16 protein-coding genes, 1 tRNA gene and 1 other RNA gene are annotated in these 14,698 nt (G+C 67.6%); 5 read left to right on the top strand and 13 right to left on the bottom strand.

Going from position 1 to position 14,698, the window contains the following annotated elements; genetic code table 11:
• Positions 1-31: 31 nt before the first annotated feature.
• Positions 32-426, bottom strand: a transfer-messenger RNA (tmRNA) gene (gene ssrA, locus QRN40_RS00005).
• Positions 427-552: 126 nt separating this feature from the next.
• Between ssrA and QRN40_RS00010 the strand changes: the two genes are divergently transcribed.
• Positions 553-1,221 carry an SIMPL domain-containing protein gene (locus QRN40_RS00010; RefSeq protein WP_285113294.1) on the top strand — a complete coding sequence of 223 codons (669 nt, stop codon included), beginning with the start codon at positions 553-555 and terminating at the stop codon, positions 1,219-1,221.
• Between the two features lie 14 nt (positions 1,222-1,235).
• On the opposite strand, the gene QRN40_RS00015 is transcribed toward QRN40_RS00010, so the two are convergent.
• From QRN40_RS00015 to QRN40_RS00050, 8 genes are all read right to left on the bottom strand, one after another.
• Positions 1,236-1,874 carry a DUF5666 domain-containing protein gene (locus QRN40_RS00015; protein WP_285113295.1) on the bottom strand — a complete coding sequence of 213 codons (639 nt, stop codon included), beginning with the start codon at positions 1,872-1,874 and terminating at the stop codon, positions 1,236-1,238.
• Positions 1,875-1,958: 84 nt separating this feature from the next.
• Entirely contained in the window at positions 1,959-2,699 is a 741-nt protein-coding gene (locus tag QRN40_RS00020; RefSeq protein WP_285113297.1) for a tyrosine-protein phosphatase, read from the bottom strand.
• Between the two features lie 12 nt (positions 2,700-2,711).
• Positions 2,712-3,188 carry an SsrA-binding protein SmpB gene (gene smpB / locus QRN40_RS00025; RefSeq protein WP_285113298.1) on the bottom strand — a complete coding sequence of 159 codons (477 nt, stop codon included), beginning with the start codon at positions 3,186-3,188 and terminating at the stop codon, positions 2,712-2,714.
• 90 nt (positions 3,189-3,278) lie between these two features.
• On the bottom strand, positions 3,279-4,184 hold the full coding sequence (gene ftsX / locus QRN40_RS00030) for a permease-like cell division protein FtsX (protein WP_285113301.1): 906 nt from the start codon (positions 4,182-4,184) through the stop codon (positions 3,279-3,281).
• Positions 4,181-5,278 (bottom strand): cell division ATP-binding protein FtsE, encoded by a 1,098-nt coding sequence (gene ftsE, locus QRN40_RS00035; protein ID WP_285113303.1) that lies wholly within the window; start codon positions 5,276-5,278, stop codon positions 4,181-4,183. The genes ftsX and ftsE overlap by 4 nt, the downstream gene beginning before the upstream one ends.
• Before the next feature lie 102 nt (positions 5,279-5,380).
• Complete coding sequence (gene prfB / locus QRN40_RS00040; RefSeq protein WP_285113304.1) at positions 5,381-6,499, bottom strand: peptide chain release factor 2; 1,119 nt, start codon at positions 6,497-6,499, stop codon at positions 5,381-5,383.
• Positions 6,500-6,544: 45 nt separating this feature from the next.
• Complete coding sequence (locus QRN40_RS00045) at positions 6,545-7,600, bottom strand: ImmA/IrrE family metallo-endopeptidase (RefSeq protein WP_285113305.1); 1,056 nt, start codon at positions 7,598-7,600, stop codon at positions 6,545-6,547.
• 20 nt (positions 7,601-7,620) lie between these two features.
• Positions 7,621-7,914: a type II toxin-antitoxin system RelE/ParE family toxin gene (locus QRN40_RS00050; protein WP_285113306.1), complete on the bottom strand. Its 294-nt coding sequence runs from the start codon at positions 7,912-7,914 to the stop codon at positions 7,621-7,623.
• A 104-nt stretch (positions 7,915-8,018) separates the two neighbouring features.
• On the opposite strand from QRN40_RS00050, the gene QRN40_RS00055 reads away from it, so the two are divergent.
• The 4 genes from QRN40_RS00055 to QRN40_RS00070 all read left to right on the top strand — a co-directional run bounded on the left by QRN40_RS00055 (position 8,019) and on the right by QRN40_RS00070 (position 11,354).
• Positions 8,019-9,284, top strand: a complete 1,266-nt coding sequence (locus tag QRN40_RS00055) for an MFS transporter (RefSeq protein WP_285113308.1) — start codon at positions 8,019-8,021, stop codon at positions 9,282-9,284.
• A 63-nt stretch (positions 9,285-9,347) separates the two neighbouring features.
• Positions 9,348-10,385: an LLM class flavin-dependent oxidoreductase gene (locus QRN40_RS00060; RefSeq protein WP_285113309.1), complete on the top strand. Its 1,038-nt coding sequence runs from the start codon at positions 9,348-9,350 to the stop codon at positions 10,383-10,385.
• A 16-nt stretch (positions 10,386-10,401) separates the two neighbouring features.
• A tRNA-Leu gene (locus QRN40_RS00065) sits at positions 10,402-10,483 on the top strand.
• A gap of 127 nt (positions 10,484-10,610) precedes the next feature.
• Positions 10,611-11,354: a DedA family protein gene (locus QRN40_RS00070; RefSeq protein WP_285113310.1), complete on the top strand. Its 744-nt coding sequence runs from the start codon at positions 10,611-10,613 to the stop codon at positions 11,352-11,354.
• Between the two features lie 152 nt (positions 11,355-11,506).
• Here the strand turns inward: QRN40_RS00070 and QRN40_RS00075 are convergent, their stop codons facing one another.
• The 4 genes from QRN40_RS00075 to murI form a co-directional block, all read right to left on the bottom strand.
• Complete coding sequence (locus QRN40_RS00075; RefSeq protein WP_285113312.1) at positions 11,507-12,409, bottom strand: cation diffusion facilitator family transporter; 903 nt, start codon at positions 12,407-12,409, stop codon at positions 11,507-11,509.
• Positions 12,410-12,493: 84 nt separating this feature from the next.
• Positions 12,494-13,081 (bottom strand): RdgB/HAM1 family non-canonical purine NTP pyrophosphatase, encoded by a 588-nt coding sequence (rdgB, locus tag QRN40_RS00080; protein ID WP_285113314.1) that lies wholly within the window; start codon positions 13,079-13,081, stop codon positions 12,494-12,496.
• A 2-nt stretch (positions 13,082-13,083) separates the two neighbouring features.
• Positions 13,084-13,836 carry a ribonuclease PH gene (gene rph / locus QRN40_RS00085; RefSeq protein ID WP_285113315.1) on the bottom strand — a complete coding sequence of 251 codons (753 nt, stop codon included), beginning with the start codon at positions 13,834-13,836 and terminating at the stop codon, positions 13,084-13,086.
• Between the two features lie 32 nt (positions 13,837-13,868).
• On the bottom strand, positions 13,869-14,687 hold the full coding sequence (murI, locus tag QRN40_RS00090) for a glutamate racemase (RefSeq protein WP_285113316.1): 819 nt from the start codon (positions 14,685-14,687) through the stop codon (positions 13,869-13,871).
• Positions 14,688-14,698 lie beyond the last annotated feature (11 nt).

Consider the following 14,698-nt stretch of genomic DNA (forward strand, 5'->3'; position numbering starts at 1 on the left):
GGAACTCAACGAACGCGCAACAGCGACCGAGTGGTGGAGATGGGGGGAATCGAACCCCCGTCCACTGCTGTGGTCATGTGCCTTCTACGGGCGTATCCAGTGGAGTCGCTTTCTCGGCCCCGGAGCTTGTCACTGGCATCTGCTCCGGCGGGCCCAGTATCAGTTGGAGTCCCTCTGCGCCCTGATGCTCAACGCAGAAGCAAGTCCCCTAGCTGACGCCAGGATCCGGGTAGGGAACGATTCCCGGACTGACGGTCTCTCAAATGGCTGAGTTGGACTTACGCCGCGAGGGCGAAGTCGGCCTGAGCCGAGACAGTGCGCTTGTTATTGGCACTTATTTTTTTGCATGGATCGTTAACGAGATAACCATGCGTCCTCGACCCGCTTCTCACAGTCACGCAGACAATGTCGAAACCGATCATCCCCGTGAACGGCCGTGAGGCCGGGTCGCTGTTGCGCGCTGTTGAATTTTCCAGTTACGGATCCCGCCACGAGTGGCGAGTTACTCATCGTACAACACCCGGCCGCCGTCGTTTATGCCACGATCGGGGCATGGCCGACACGATCATCACCGTCCAGGGCGAGTACGAGCTCCGCCACCCGGCCGAGCGTGGCGCGGTTCGACTGCGCGTCTCCTACGAGGGACCGTCTCGGGATGAGGTCCTCGCGCTCACCACGCAGCGGCAGCTCTCTCTGTCGAGCGAGCTGCGCGAACTGCACAACCCGCAGAGCGGGCCGGTGACGCAGTGGTCCTCCGATCAGTTGCGGGTGTGGGGCGAGCGCCCCTGGAGCAACGACGGGCGACGACTGGATGTGGTGCACAACGCCGAGGTGGGGATCGATGCGCTGTTCAGCGATCTCGCCGCCCTCTCGGACTGGGTGGGCGTGGTCTCGCTGCTCGACGGCGTCACGATCGACGGGGTGACCTGGTCGCTCACGGAGGCCCGCCGCCAGACCCTGACGCAGGAGGCGCGACGCCGTGCGGTCGAGAACGCCGTCGCGAAGGCGACCGTGTACGCGACGAGTCTCGGCTTGACCAACGTCAAGCCGCTCGCGCTCAGCGACCCGGGGATGCTCGGCGACGGTTCCGCCCCCGGGCAGCCGCCGCAGCCGCTGTTCGCACGCGCGATGTCGGCGGACTCCGGCGGCGCGACGCTCGCCCTCAAGCCGGAGCAACTGACCATCGCGGTCCAGGTGCACGCGCGGTTCTCCGCGAACTGACGCCGGACCCTCGATCAGGAGCCGGGAGTCGACGGCGTCCCAGGTGTCGACGGCGGACGGGTCGGGAACGCGTCGAGCTTGAGCACACGCGACGCCACGAGCTTCCCATCGGACCGCGTGCCGACGATGATCACTTCGTCACCCTTCGCGAAGTCCGACTTCGAAGCCTGCTGACCCGGCGCACCGAAGACCGTCGAAGCGTCGACGGTGACCGTGACGGCCGCGCCCTTCTGGCGGTCGATGCTCCACGTGCTCCCCGACATGGAAGCGATCGTGCCGCGCAGCAGCACCCGGCCTTGCGCCTGGCCGCCCTGCTTGCCGCCATCGCCTCCCCCGTTGCCCTTGCCCCCGTTGCCCTGGCCGTCGCCGGGCATCCCCGGCATACCGGGAACCCCGGGGTAATGCTGCCCCGGACCCTGCGGAACGGCCCGGGAGATCGCCCGCTCCCCCACGTGCGTGACCACGTTGGCGACCGCGAAGGCGCCGGCGGTGAAGAGGCCGAGAAGGATCACGCACGACAGCACCAGGGTCGAGATCGCGAACGCGAGACCGTGGCGCTTGTAGAACGGCTCCGCCGGCACGACGGCAGGCGACGTGTACGGCGGCTGGTTCTGGTGCGGCGGCAAGGGCTCAGTCGGCTGGGTGTTGCTCATGCTCACATGAAAGCAGGCCCGGGCCATCACCGGGCTGGGAAGCGGTTATGGGTCTAATGAGAATCCGGACCCGTCGCGCTGAGGTCAGGACGGATCGACCAGCACCGAACGCAGCTTCGCCAGTTCCAGCTCATCCAGTCCCGCGCCGAGCAGGTATTCGCGAACGCTGCCGGCGCGTTCCTCGATTCGGTCGATCGTCGTCTCGAGCGCCTCGCGCGGACTGCCGCCGAGAATCACCCGGAGGTCGGGCGTGACCTCGACCCCGTAGCCGCGGACCAGTTCGAGCATCCCCTCGAGCCAGGGCCCGTCGAGGTTCGCCTCGGTGAGCGCGTAGTCCGAGACGACCGTCTCGCGGTCCACGCCGACGGCCAGCAGCGCGAGCGCCACCACGATGCCGGTGCGGTCCTTGCCCGCGGTGCAGTGCACGACGACGGGCTCATCGCCGGTGTCGGCGATCTCGCGGAGCGCCCGGACGATCACGTCCGTGTGCTGGAAGACGATCTTGTCGTACAGGTGGACGATCGTCGCCCCGACCGTGGAGGCCGACGCCCCCGACCCCTCGAAGACCGGCAACCGCAGCACCTCGATGTCGAGCCCCTCGAGGTCGTCAGGGAGCGCATCCACTTCGAAGTCGTCGCGCAGGTCGATCACGATCCGGATGCCGAGCTCGCGCAGCCCCTCGCGGCCGGCGTTGCCGAGGCGGCCGAGCGCGTCAGCGCGGTACAGCTTGCCCGAGCGGGTGACCCCTCCATCGACCCGATACCCGCCCACATCCCGGAAGTTGTAGGTGCCTGCGATCGGGATGCGCTGAGCGGTCGAGTCCATGGACCCAGTCTGTCACTCCCCCAGGTGACCGCGGGTGGACATGGCGCGCTGCGCCTCGCGCTGGTCCTGCCGCTCGCGCAGCGCCTGGCGCTTGTCGTACTCGCGCTTGCCCTTGGCCACCGCGATCTCGACCTTCGCGCGACCGTCGTTGAAGTAGATCGACAGCGGGATGATCGTGTAGCCGCCCTGCTTGACCTTGTTCTCGATCTTGAGGATCTGCGCCTTGTGCAGCAGCAGCTTGCGCTTGCGTCGCGGAGCGTGATTGTTCCAGGTGCCGTCGGCGTACTCGGGGATGTGCACGGCATCCAGCCACGCCTCGCCGCCGTCGACGAACGCGTAGCCGTCGACCAGCGACGCGCGACCCATCCGCAGCGACTTCACCTCGGTACCGGTGAGCACCAGGCCCGCCTCGAAGGTGTCCTCGATCGTGTAGTCGTGGCGCGCGCGGCGATTGGTGGCCACGACTTTCTGGCCACGTTCCTTCGGCACTGCGAGCTCCTGACGTCGACGAGGGGATGCCGCCCGGCTCGTTGCCGGGCAGCAGACCAGTCTAGCCGGTCTGAGAGTCCACTCGGCCGATCAGACCCGCAGGTAGCGCCGGATCGCGAAGTTCGCCGAGGCCGCGGCCAGCACGATCCCGATCACGATCAGGATGGGGATGACCAGCCAGGCCTGCTCCATCCCGACGAAGTTGATCGACTGGATGCGTTGGCTCAGGTAGCCGCGCACGAAGAACTGCACTCCGAGGGCGATGACCACCGAAGCGAGGATCGAACCGATCAGCGCCGCGATCACGCCCTCGATGATGAACGGGGTCTGGATGAACCGGTTGGATGCGCCGACCAGCCGCATGATCCCGATCTCCCGCCTTCGCGAGAAGGCCGAGAGCCGGATCGTGGTCGCGATCAGCAGCACCGCGGCGACCAGCATCAGCGCGGCGATCCCGATCGCGGTGTAACTGGCCGAGTTCAGGATGCTGAAGATCTGATCCAGGTAGCTGCGCTGGTCGACCACGCTCTGCACGCCGGCCGACCCGGACAGCGTCTCGGTGAGCACCGCGGACTGGTTCGGGTCCTTGAGGTTCACCCAGTACGTCTGCGGGATCATGTCCGGCGTGACGAAGTCGGCGATCTGGTTGCCCTTGAACTGCTCTTTGAACTGCTCGTAGCCCTGCTTCTGATCCTGGAAGTAGAACTTCTGGATGTACGGGGCCAGCTCCGGCGACTCGAGCTGCTTCTTGACCGCCTCGATCGATTGCGCCGTGGCCGCGCCGCTCGGGCAGTTGTCGGTCGTCGTGCACATGTAGACGGCGACCTGCGCACGGTCGTACCAGTAGGTCTTCATCTGGCCGATCTGCATCTGCAGCAGCACGGCCGTACCGACGAAGGTCAGCGAGATGAACGTGACGAGGATGACCGAGACGACCATCGACAGGTTGCGGCGGAGGCCGTTGCCGACCTCCGACCAGATGAGTCCGAATCTCATTTCGTCGGCCCCACATTCTGGTCGCCGTCCCGGTCGGACCCCTCGCGGAGTCCGCTCAGGTCGAGGTTCGCGGTGAAGTTGAGGTGGTCCGGCAGCTCTTCCGACGCGGGTGCGGGCGGCACGGGCGCTGTCGCGAACTGCACCGGAGCGGGAGGCGCCTGGCGCGGCACAGCGACGGGTGCGGTCGGCGTCGACGTCGGAGCGTGCGGACGGGACATCGGCGCTTCCTGCGCGGGCTGCTGCTCGTACGACGCGGGCGCGGGAGCCGGGGCGGCCGAAGGCATCGGCGCGGGAACGGCGGCCGGGGCCTGCGGAGCCGAGGCCGCAGGAGCGGCGACGGTCGCGTACGCCGGGGTGGCGACCGACACGGGCTCATCCCGCTCGAGCGGCTGCGCGATCGGCACCGCGGCGGTGAAGCCGTAGCCGCCGTGGCGTTCGTCGCGGACGATCTGTCCGCCGACCAGCTCGATCACGCGGCGCTTCATCTGATCGACGATCGCCGCTTCGTGGGTGGCCATCAGCACGGTGGTTCCGCCGGCGTTGATCCGCTCGAGCACCGCCATGATGCCGGCGCTCGTCGCGGGGTCGAGGTTTCCGGTCGGCTCGTCGGCGAGGAGCACCTGGGGCTTGTTCACCACGGCGCGTGCGATCGCGACGCGCTGCTGCTCACCACCCGAGAGCTCGTGCGGCAGGCGCTGCGCCTTGCCGTCCAGACCGACCATCTTGAGCACATCCGGGACGGCCTCCTGAATGAAGCCGCGCGACTTCCCGATCACCTGGAGGGTGAACGCGACGTTCTGGAACACCGTCTTGTTGGGCAGCAGCCGGAAGTCCTGGAAGACGACACCGATGTTGCGGCGGAAGTAGGGCACCTTGCGGGAGGAGATCGTGCCGAGGTCCTGACCCAGCACGTGGATCTTCCCCTTCGACGGCTTCTCCTCTTTGAGGATCAGGCGCAGGCAACTGGACTTCCCCGACCCCGACGCGCCGACGAGGAAGACGAACTCGCCGCGCAGCACTTCGAGGTTGATGCCGTTCAGAGCCGGGCGCGCTGTGCCCGGATACTGCTTGGATACGTGTTCGAACCGGATCATGACCCCTTGAGACTAAGCAGTCATGCGGAGTTCCGCAGTAGCGACATGCGCTTTCGCGTCAAGCCTGACAGCGAGCCGGACGCCTCGTGAGTGCGGGCGCTGTTACGCCTGAGCCTCGCTCTTGCTGCCCGCCCGCCAGCGGATGCCCGCGGCGATGAAGCCGTCGAGGTCGCCGTCGAACACGGCGCTCGGGTTGCCGGACTCGTAGCCGGTCCGGAGATCCTTGACCAGCTGCTGGCCGTAGAGGAAGTAGGAGCGCATCTGGTCGCCCCAGCTCGCCGTGATGGTGCCGGCGAGCTCCTTCTTCTTCGCGGCCTCCTCCTCTTTCTGCAGGAGGAGCAGTCGCGTCTGCAGCACGCGCATCGCGGTGGCGCGGTTCTGGATCTGCGACTTCTCGTTCTGCATCGAGACGACGATGCCGGTCGGAAGGTGGGTGATGCGGACGGCGGAGTCGGTCGTGTTGACCGACTGACCGCCGGGGCCGGAGGAGCGGAAGACGTCGACGCGGATGTCGCCCTCGGGGATGTCGACCTCGGTCGCCTCCTCCATGAGCGGGATGACCTCGACCGCGGCGAAGGACGTCTGGCGCTTGTCCGCAGAACCGAACGGGCTGATGCGCGCCAGGCGGTGCGTTCCTGCCTCGACCGACAGCGTGCCGAACGCGTACGGCGCGTCGATCTCGAACGTCGCGGACTTGATGCCCGCGCCCTCGGCGTAGGACGTGTCCATGACCTTCGCCGGGTACTTGTGCTGCTCGGCCCAGCGCAGGTACATGCGCATCAGCATCTCGGCGAAGTCGGTGGCGTCGTCGCCGCCGGCGCCGGAGCGGATGGTGACGATCGCCGCGCGCTCGTCGTACTCACCGCTCAGCAGGGTCTGCACCTCGAGGTCGCCGAGCGCGGTCTGCAGGGACTGCAGCTCGGTGCGGGCCTCGGCGGCGGACTCCTCGTCCTCCGCCTCGTTGGCCAGCTCGACGAGCACTTCAAGGTCGTCGAGGCGCCGCTCGATGGCGGTGATGCGCGCCAGCTCGGACTGGCGGTGGCTCAGCGCGCTGGTCACCTTCTGCGCGTTGGCGGTGTCGTCCCAGAGGTCGGGCGCACCGGCCTTCTCGCTGAGGTCGGCGATGTCCGCGCGAAGCTTGTCGACGTTCACCACCGCCGTGATGTCGGCGAAGGTGGAGCGCAGGTCGGCGATCTGGGAGGCGAGGTCGAGTTCGATCATGTCGGCATCCAGCCTATATGGACCACTTTCGGTCTATACGGACGGTTAGTCAGCGACGAATTCGAACTTCCGCTTGAGCGAGTGTCCCCAGCCATAATCTCTGGTTTCGCGTTGAGCGCGACCCAGCACGATGCTGGGAGCGATGCCAAGCTCAGAGGCGAGCTCTTGCACAGACGCTATGTTGCGGTTGAGGGGAAGTCTAGAGATGAACTCTGGCGGGATCAGCAAATCAGACGCATACCGGTCAGCCTCGAGTTCCGCCTCGTTGTGTTCCCCGTTCACGTACAGGCGCTTATCACCGTGCAAGAGCACGTGGCCGATTTCGTGGAACAAGGTGAACCACAACTGATCGTCACTTTTCCATAGGAGGGACAACTGGATCAGGGGGTTTCCATTGATCCACCGGGTGGCTCCGTGTATGCCAAGCCCGGGGACCCCTGGCACGAAGCAGAGAACGACCCCGGCCTCCCGAAGTCCTGCAATCGCGCGCTCGATTGCCGTGAGCGGATCGTCAACCGTTCGATTCCGCAGCTCGGGCACCAGCTTCTCCAGCTCCGTCCGGTTGAAGGGAGGCGGAGGGTCCGCTGTGGCCTGACGCTCAGCGATCGTGAGCCACACCGCCAGCGCCGCGACATCGTCGCGGCCGACAGCCGATCTGCGGTATGCGACGCTGCCGTGTGACCACGTCGCCTTCCAGGCATCAAAGGAAGCGACCCCAAGCAAACCGAGCACCTCGCGGACCGTGCCAGCACGATCGCGCGCCTCCGCCTTGATGAATCCGAACTTTCGGAGATACGCGAGAGGGAACCGCTTCGCCTCCTCGTACTGGGATTCGAGATCCGCGACTGACTGCATGCGCGCGAGATCTTCGCGGTAGCCTGCCTCGTACATGTTCCAGATGCGAGCAGGAACGCTCGTGACGCGCTCAAGCGACAACGCCAGCTGAGCGGATACTGGTGCTTTTCCTGCAAGAACCTCACTCACGTGCTTGGGGGTGGTCCCCAGGCGGCGCGCAAGTTCCGCCGCGTTGACTCCGGTGTCTTCCATCCATTCAGCGATGAAATCACCAGTGGTAACGACGTAATTCGGTATGGCAGCCATCTTTTCCTCCCTCCACGAAGTCAGTGATAGTCGACAATTTCGATCAGGAGCGCGACTACCTCGTCGCTCTCTGTCTCAGCGATGATCAGTCGCCAGTTGGCCGTGAGCCGCGCAGACCATTGTCCGGCGCGATCACCGCGAAGCTGTTCCCAACGACCGGTCCCCAAGAGAAGATCTTCATACTCGCGAACACGACGGATCTCCGCGATTCTCAGCTTCAACGCCTTTGCGACCGGAGCGCTCAACACCCGATACATCCGACGCTCGTCGGTGCAAATGCGCTCGAGATCGCGCGAGGCGTACTTCAACTCCACTCATCTATGTTACCTAAATCGTAACAGATTCTCCGGATTCCGACGCGGGGGTGTTGTTGAGCGCCTCAAAGTCCGCCAATCGGAAGTTGTACGGTGTTAAGCAAATGACTTCCGACGAGCGCCCCTTCAGCTTCCGCTCCGTCGCCCTCGCTGCGTTCCTCCCGACACTCCTCTTCTCGATCGGCGAAGGGGCGATCATCCCGATCATCCCGGTCGCGGCGGGCAACCTCGGCGCCGGGCTCGCGATGGCCGGATTCATCGCGTCGATGGTGATGCTCGGCGAACTGGTGGGCGACATCCCCAGCGGCTGGGTGGTGTCGCGGGTCGGGGAGCGCACCTCGATGCTCGGCGCGGCCGTCGTCGCGATCGGCGGCGTCGTGATCTGCCTGCTCGCGCCGAACTACTGGGTGCTGATGGGCGGGATCTTCCTCGTCGGGATCGCGACGGCCGTGTTCGCACTGGCGCGGCACGCCTTCATGACCTCCTACGTCCCGGCCAGGTACCGGGCACGGGCGCTCTCGACGCTCGGCGGCATCTTCCGGGCCGGGTGGTTCGTCGGCCCGCTCATCGCGTCGGCCGTGATCGCGGCCACCGGGTCGACGCAGTCCGTCTTCTGGATCTTCATCGTCAGCTGCCTGGGCTCCGTGATCGTGCTGCTGGCGCTGCCGGATCCGGAGAAGATGTTCGGTCCGTCCACGCGGGTGGCCGACGAATCCGGCGCACAGGTGACCGAGGGAGAGGAGGATGCGGAAGAGCGGACGCACGGCCTGTTCCGCACGATCTGGTCGTTCCGCGAGGTGCTCATGCGGATGGGCGCCGGCGTCTCGCTGGTGGCGGCGATCCGCTCCGCCCGCACGGTGCTCATGCCGCTGTGGGCCGTGTCCATCGGCCTGAGCGAGTCCAACACCGCCCTCATCATCGGCATCGCAGGCGCCGTCGACTTCGCGCTCTTCTACGCCAGCGGGCAGATCATGGACCGGTTCGGGCGCATGTGGAGCGCCATCCCCTCCATGATCGGGCTCGGACTGGGCTTCATCCTGCTGGCCTTCTCGCACGACCTGAGCTCGCGCGTCGCCTGGTACATCGGCGTCTCGCTGTTCCTCTCCGTCGCCAACGGGATCGGCTCGGGCATCGTCATGACCCTGGGCGCAGACCTCGCGCCGAAGGACCGGCCGGCCCCGTTCCTGGGGGCCTGGCGGTTCTCCGCCGATGCCGGGCAGGCCGCCGCTCCCCTCTTCGTCTCCCTGCTCACGGCGCTCGTGTCGATCTCCTTCGCGAGCGGCGTGATGGGCGTGCTGGGGCTGGCGGGCGCCGCCATGCTCGCCCGCTACATCCCGCGCTACGTGCCCCGGAGGCCCCGCCCGGCCTGATCGCGGAATACCCTCGTCATCGAAAGCGGTTGTATCCATGCAAACGCATGAGACGAGGATGAGATGACCGGAAAGCTTCAGCTGGGGATCGACACGTTCGGCGACGTGACCCGGGATGCGGACGGCGCGCCGCTGCCGCAGGCGCAGGTGCTGCGCAACGTCGTCGCCGAGGGAGTGCAGGCCGACCGCGTCGGCCTCGACTTCTTCGGAGTGGGCGAGCACCACCGCGAGGACTTCGCCGTCTCCGCCCCCGAAGTCGTCCTGGCGGCGATCGCGGGGCAGACCGAGCGCATCCACCTCGGGTCGGCCGTGACCGTGCTGAGCTCGGACGACCCGGTCCGGGTGTTCCAGCGCTTCGCGACGCTCGACGGCATCTCGGGCGGCCGGGCGGAGGTCATCCTGGGGCGCGGCTCCTTCATCGAGTCGTTCCCGCTGTTCGGCTACGACCTCGCGAAGTACGAGGAGCTGTTCGAGGAGAAGCTGAACCTGTTCGCAGAGCTGCGCAAGCAGGAGCCTGTCACGTGGACGGGCGAACTGCGTCCCTCCCTCACCGATCAGTCGGTCTACCCGCACGTCGAGAACGGCCGGCTGAAGACCTGGGTCGGCGTCGGCGGGAGCCCGGAGTCGGTGGTGCGCGCTGCGCACTACGGTTTCCCTCTCGTCCTCGCCATCATCGGCGGCGGTCCGATGCGCTTCCAGCCGCTGGCGGAGCTGTACCGCAAGGCTCTGGAGCAGTTCGGACAGGACACGACCCTCCCGATCGGCGTGCACTCCCCCGGTTTCATCGCCGAGACGGACCAGGAGGCCAAGGACATCCTGTGGCCGCATTACGAGGTCATGACCAACCGCATCGGCCGCGAGCGCGGCTGGCCGCCGGCGTCCCGCGCACGCTTCGAGCACGAGGCCGGAGCGGACGGAGCCCTCGTCGTCGGGTCGCCGGAGACGGTCGCGCAGAAGATCGCGTACGCGGCGAAGGGGCTCGGCGCCTCCCGTTTCGACATCAAGATGAGCAACGGGACGCTCCCCCACGACGACCTGATGCGGTCCATCGAGCTCTACGGCACCGAGGTGGCGCCGCGCGTGCATGAGCTAATGTCGTAGCCGCGCACAGCGCGCCGCGGGAGTGGTGAAATTGGCAGACACGCAGGATTTAGGTTCCTGTGCTTCACAGCGTGAGGGTTCGAGTCCCTTCTCCCGCACCTCGAGGTAGACCTCAGGGATGATCTTCGCCGGTGGCGTCCTAATTCGCACGCTTCGTGCAGCTTCCCGTCATCAGCCGCCGCTAAACTCGGGCACAGCTTTCCCACCGATCCCTCCTGGAGAACCGTGATCCATCACGCCGGCCTCATCCCGTGGCTCGACCCTCACACGATCATCGACTCCGCGGGCCCGTGGGCGCTGCTGGTCGTGTGCGGAATCGTGTTCGCCGAGACCGGCCTGCTGATCGGCTTCCTCTTCCCGGGCGACACGCTCCTGATCATCTCGGGGCTGCTCACCCATACCTCGCACGTCTTCGGGCTCGACATCTGGTGGGTGGCGCTCGCGATCGCGTTCGCGGCCTTCATCGGCGGCGAGGTGGGCTATCTGATCGGCCACAAGGCCGGTCCACGGATCTTCGAACGCAAGGAGTCCGGCCTCTTCTCGATGGAGAACGTGCGGCGCACCAACGCGTTCTTCGAGCGCTTCGGCGCCCTCGCGATCATCGTCGCCCGCTTCGTGCCGATCGTCCGGACGTTCGCGCCGGTCGCCGCGGGCGTCGGCCACATGAGCTACCGCAAGTACTCGCTCTACAACGCCCTCGGCGCACTGCTCTGGGGCGCCGGCGTCACCTACTTCGGTTACCTGATCGGCTACATCCCGCCGGTCGCGAACTTCGTCTCCAGCTACATCGACATCATCCTGATCGGCGCGGTGCTGATCACCCTGGTGCCGACGCTGTTCCACTACTTCCAGTCGTCCCGCAAGGCCAAGCGCAAGGCTGCCGTCGAGGGCACCGCGGGCGACGCCGCGGCTCCGCCCACCATCGAGCCGGAGCCCTCCCGCCCGGAGCCCTCCCGCCCGGAGGCCTGAGCCCCGCTTTCCGTACCGTCGGAGGACGCCCCGCAATTCTCCGACGCACCGCGGCCCGGACGGAGTTCCGGCGCCGCAGGGCGCAGATCTCCGACGATGCGGGCGGGATCTCCTACGTTACGGGCACAGCCGCGCGCAGCGCGCGCCGCCGCTCAGCGGTGGAACTCGTCCTCGTGGGCGGCGTGCTCCGCCGGCTCCAGCTGGAAAGTGGAGTGCTCCACGTCGAAGTGCTTCGACAGGCAGCCGGAGAGCTCGTCGAGCAGCGCGCCGGTGCGTCCGGTCCGGAACACGGACGGGTCACAGACCACATGAGCGCTGAACACCGGCGCCCCGGAGGTGATCGCCCAGACATGCACGTCGTGGACGGCCACGACTCCCGTCGTGCCGAGGATGTGGTCCCGGATCTCCGCGACGTCGGTGTCCGCCGGCGCCGCTTCGCTCAGCACGCGCACCACGTCGCGCAGAAGGGACACGGCGCGCGGCACGATGAGCACGGCGATCAGCAGCGAGGCGATGGCGTCGGCTGGGGCGAAGCCGGTGGTCAGGATGACGACGGCGGCCACGATGACGAGCGCCGACCCGATGAGGTCGCCGAGCACCTCGAGGTACGCCCCCCGCATGTTGATCGAATGTCCCGCGGCGGGGCGGAGAAGCAGTAGCGCGCCCAGGTTCGCGATCAGGCCGATGACGGCGACGATCAGCATCGGGATGCTGTGCACCTCGGTCTCGCCGCCGACCAGTCGGCCGATGGCACCGATCGTCACAGTGACGGAGACGGCGACCAGGATGAGCCCGTTGATGAGGGCGCCGAACACCTCCACCCGCTGGAAGCCGAACGTCTGCCGGTCGGTGGCCGGACGGGCCGCCACGATGGTCGCCATGAGCGCGATGATGAGTCCCGCGAGATCGCTCACCATGTGGCCCGCGTCGGCCAGCAGCGCGAGCGAACCGCTCAGCCAAGCGCCGATCAGCTCGACGACGAGCACCGCCGCGACGATGCCGATGGCGATCGTCAGGCGGGTGCGGTTGGCGCCGTGGCCGTGGTCGTGACTCATCTCGCTTCTACGGTAGATAGAACTTCCGGCGACCGCCAGGGGCGGCGGCTAGTTGGGAATGAGTGCCGTTCTCAGAGCCGGCCGTCACGCCAGCGCGCGGAGCGCCGGAACGATGGCCGCAAGCGCACGCGCGCGGTGGCTCTCGGCGTTCTTCGCCTCCGGCGCCAGCTCCGCCGCGGTGCCCTCGCGGCCGTCGGGAAGGAAGATCGGGTCGTAGCCATGGCCGTTCTCCCCGCGCGGCTCGTGCGCGATCCGGCCCGGCCAGACACCCTGGACGACCGTCGGCTCGCCGCCCGGCACCAGCAGCGCCAGCGTGGCGGCGAAGTGGGCGCCGCGGTCGGCGTCCGGGATGTCGGCCAACTGATCGAGCAGCAGGCGCAGGTTCGCCTCAGCGTCGCCGTGCAAGCCCGCCCAGCGGGCGGAGAAGATCCCGGGGGCCCCGCCCATGACATCCACGCAGATGCCGGAGTCGTCGGCGAGCGCCGGCAGCCCGGTGTGCTCGACAGCGGCACGCGCCTTGATCAGGGCGTTCTCCTCGAAGCTCACGCCGTCCTCGACGGGTTCCGGTCCGTCGTACGCGACGATCTCCAGCCCCGGGACCTCGCGGCCGAGGATCTCCTGGAACTCGCGCGCCTTGTGCGCGTTGTGCGTGGCCAGCACGACGCGGACCACGCTCAGACCTCCGCGTCGACCGCGGGCGCGAGGGTGTCCGCCTGGATGCGCGCCAGATCGGTCGTGCCCGCGAGGGCCAGGTCGAGCAGCGAGTTCAGCTCGTTCCGGTCGAAGGGGGCGCCCTCGGCCGTGCCCTGCACCTCGACGAAGAGCCCGCGGCCGGTGACGACCACGTTCATGTCGGTCTCGGCCCGCACATCCTCGACGTAGGCCAGGTCGAGCATCGGCGTGCCGTCGATGATGCCGACGGAGATCGCCGACACCGAGTCGATGAGCGGCGTGGCCTTCTGGCCGATGAAGCGGTGCTCCCGGCCCCACTCCAGTGCCTCGGCGAGGGCCACGTAGGCTCCGGTGATGGCCGCGGTCCGCGTCCCGCCGTCGGCCTGCAGGACGTCGCAGTCGAGCACGATCGTGTTCTCGCCGAGGGCCTTCATGTCGACGACGGCGCGGAGGCTCCGTCCGACGAGCCGGCTGATCTCGTGCGTGCGGCCGCCGACGCGTCCCTTGACCGACTCCCGGTCCATCCGCTCGTTGGTGGAGCGCGGGAGCATCGCGTACTCGGCCGTGACCCAGCCGCGTCCCTTGCCGGACATCCAGCGGGGAACGCCGTTGGTGAAGGATGCGGTGCACAGCACACGCGTGTTGCCGAAGGAGATCAGCGCGGAGCCCTCCGCCTGCCGGCTCCAGCCGCGCTCGATGGTGACCGGTCGCAGCTGGTCCGGGGTGCGCCCGTCGGCGCGGGTGATGTCGGTCACGGGGATCTCCTCGGTGGGTGGGATGGGAACGGTCAGAGCGGGAGTTCGATGACGCCGGTGTGCACCAGATCGACCCGCGAGACCTCGGGGCCGATGAAGCGGTGGGCCAGGCGCAGGAAGTTGTCGGCGTCCGAGCCGGTCGCCTCGTAGCGGATGGTCGGCGGCAGGGAGGAGCGCCGCTCGAGACCCTGGCCGACCAGGGTGCGATACACGTCCTTCGCGGTCTCTGTGTCGCTGGAGACGAGCGAGACGCTCTCCCCCATGACGTAGGAGATGGCGCCCTTGAGGAACGGATAGTGCGTGCAGCCGAGCACCAGGGTGTCGACGTCCGCCTCGCGGAGCGGCTGCAGGTACTCGGCGGTGACGCGCAGCACCTCCTCCCCGCTGGTGATGCCGGCCTCGACGAACTCGACGAACCGGGGGCAGGCCTGCGTGAAGAGCTGGAGGGTCGGGGCGGCGGCGAACGCGTCCTCGTACGCTCGCGATGCGATGGTGCCGACGGTGCCGATCACGCCCACCCGGCCGGTGCGCGTCGCTGCGACGGCTCGCCGCACAGCGGGCTGGATGACCTCGATCACGGGGACGTCGTAGCGCTCGCGCGCATCCCGGAGCATGGCGGACGACGCGGTGTTGCAGGCGATGACCAGCATCTTGACGCCCTGGTCGACGAGGAAGTCGAGCACTTCGAGCGAGTACCGCCGGACGTCGGCGATGGACTTCGGGCCGTACGGCGAGTGCGCGGTGTCGCCCACGTAGAGGAGCGACTCGTTGGGCAGCTGGTCGCGGATCGCCCGCGCGACGGTGAGCCCGCCCACCCCCGAGTCGAAGATCCCAATCGGCGCATCCGTCACAGCACTCCAGC

It is taken from the genome of Leifsonia sp. fls2-241-R2A-40a (genome assembly GCF_030209575.1).
Lineage (GTDB): Bacteria > Actinomycetota > Actinomycetes > Actinomycetales > Microbacteriaceae > Leifsonia.

What these genes read in the sequence shown, in the direction of transcription:
- QRN40_RS00055 (WP_285113308.1), top strand. Translation starts at nt 8,019, where the DNA reads ATGACTTCCGACGAGCGCCCCTTCAGCTTCCGCTCCGTCGCCCTCGCT.
- prfB (WP_285113304.1), bottom strand. Translation starts at nt 6,499, where the DNA reads ATGATCGAACTCGACCTCGCCTCCCAGATCGCCGACCTGCGCTCCACC.
- QRN40_RS00045 (WP_285113305.1), bottom strand. Translation starts at nt 7,600, where the DNA reads ATGGCTGCCATACCGAATTACGTCGTTACCACTGGTGATTTCATCGCT.
- QRN40_RS00015 (WP_285113295.1), bottom strand. Translation starts at nt 1,874, where the DNA reads ATGAGCAACACCCAGCCGACTGAGCCCTTGCCGCCGCACCAGAACCAG.
- ftsE (WP_285113303.1), bottom strand. Translation starts at nt 5,278, where the DNA reads ATGATCCGGTTCGAACACGTATCCAAGCAGTATCCGGGCACAGCGCGC.
- QRN40_RS00010 (WP_285113294.1), top strand. Translation starts at nt 553, where the DNA reads ATGGCCGACACGATCATCACCGTCCAGGGCGAGTACGAGCTCCGCCAC.
- ftsX (WP_285113301.1), bottom strand. Translation starts at nt 4,184, where the DNA reads ATGAGATTCGGACTCATCTGGTCGGAGGTCGGCAACGGCCTCCGCCGC.
- QRN40_RS00075 (WP_285113312.1), bottom strand. Translation starts at nt 12,409, where the DNA reads ATGAGTCACGACCACGGCCACGGCGCCAACCGCACCCGCCTGACGATC.
- QRN40_RS00020 (WP_285113297.1), bottom strand. Translation starts at nt 2,699, where the DNA reads ATGGACTCGACCGCTCAGCGCATCCCGATCGCAGGCACCTACAACTTC.
- QRN40_RS00060 (WP_285113309.1), top strand. Translation starts at nt 9,348, where the DNA reads ATGACCGGAAAGCTTCAGCTGGGGATCGACACGTTCGGCGACGTGACC.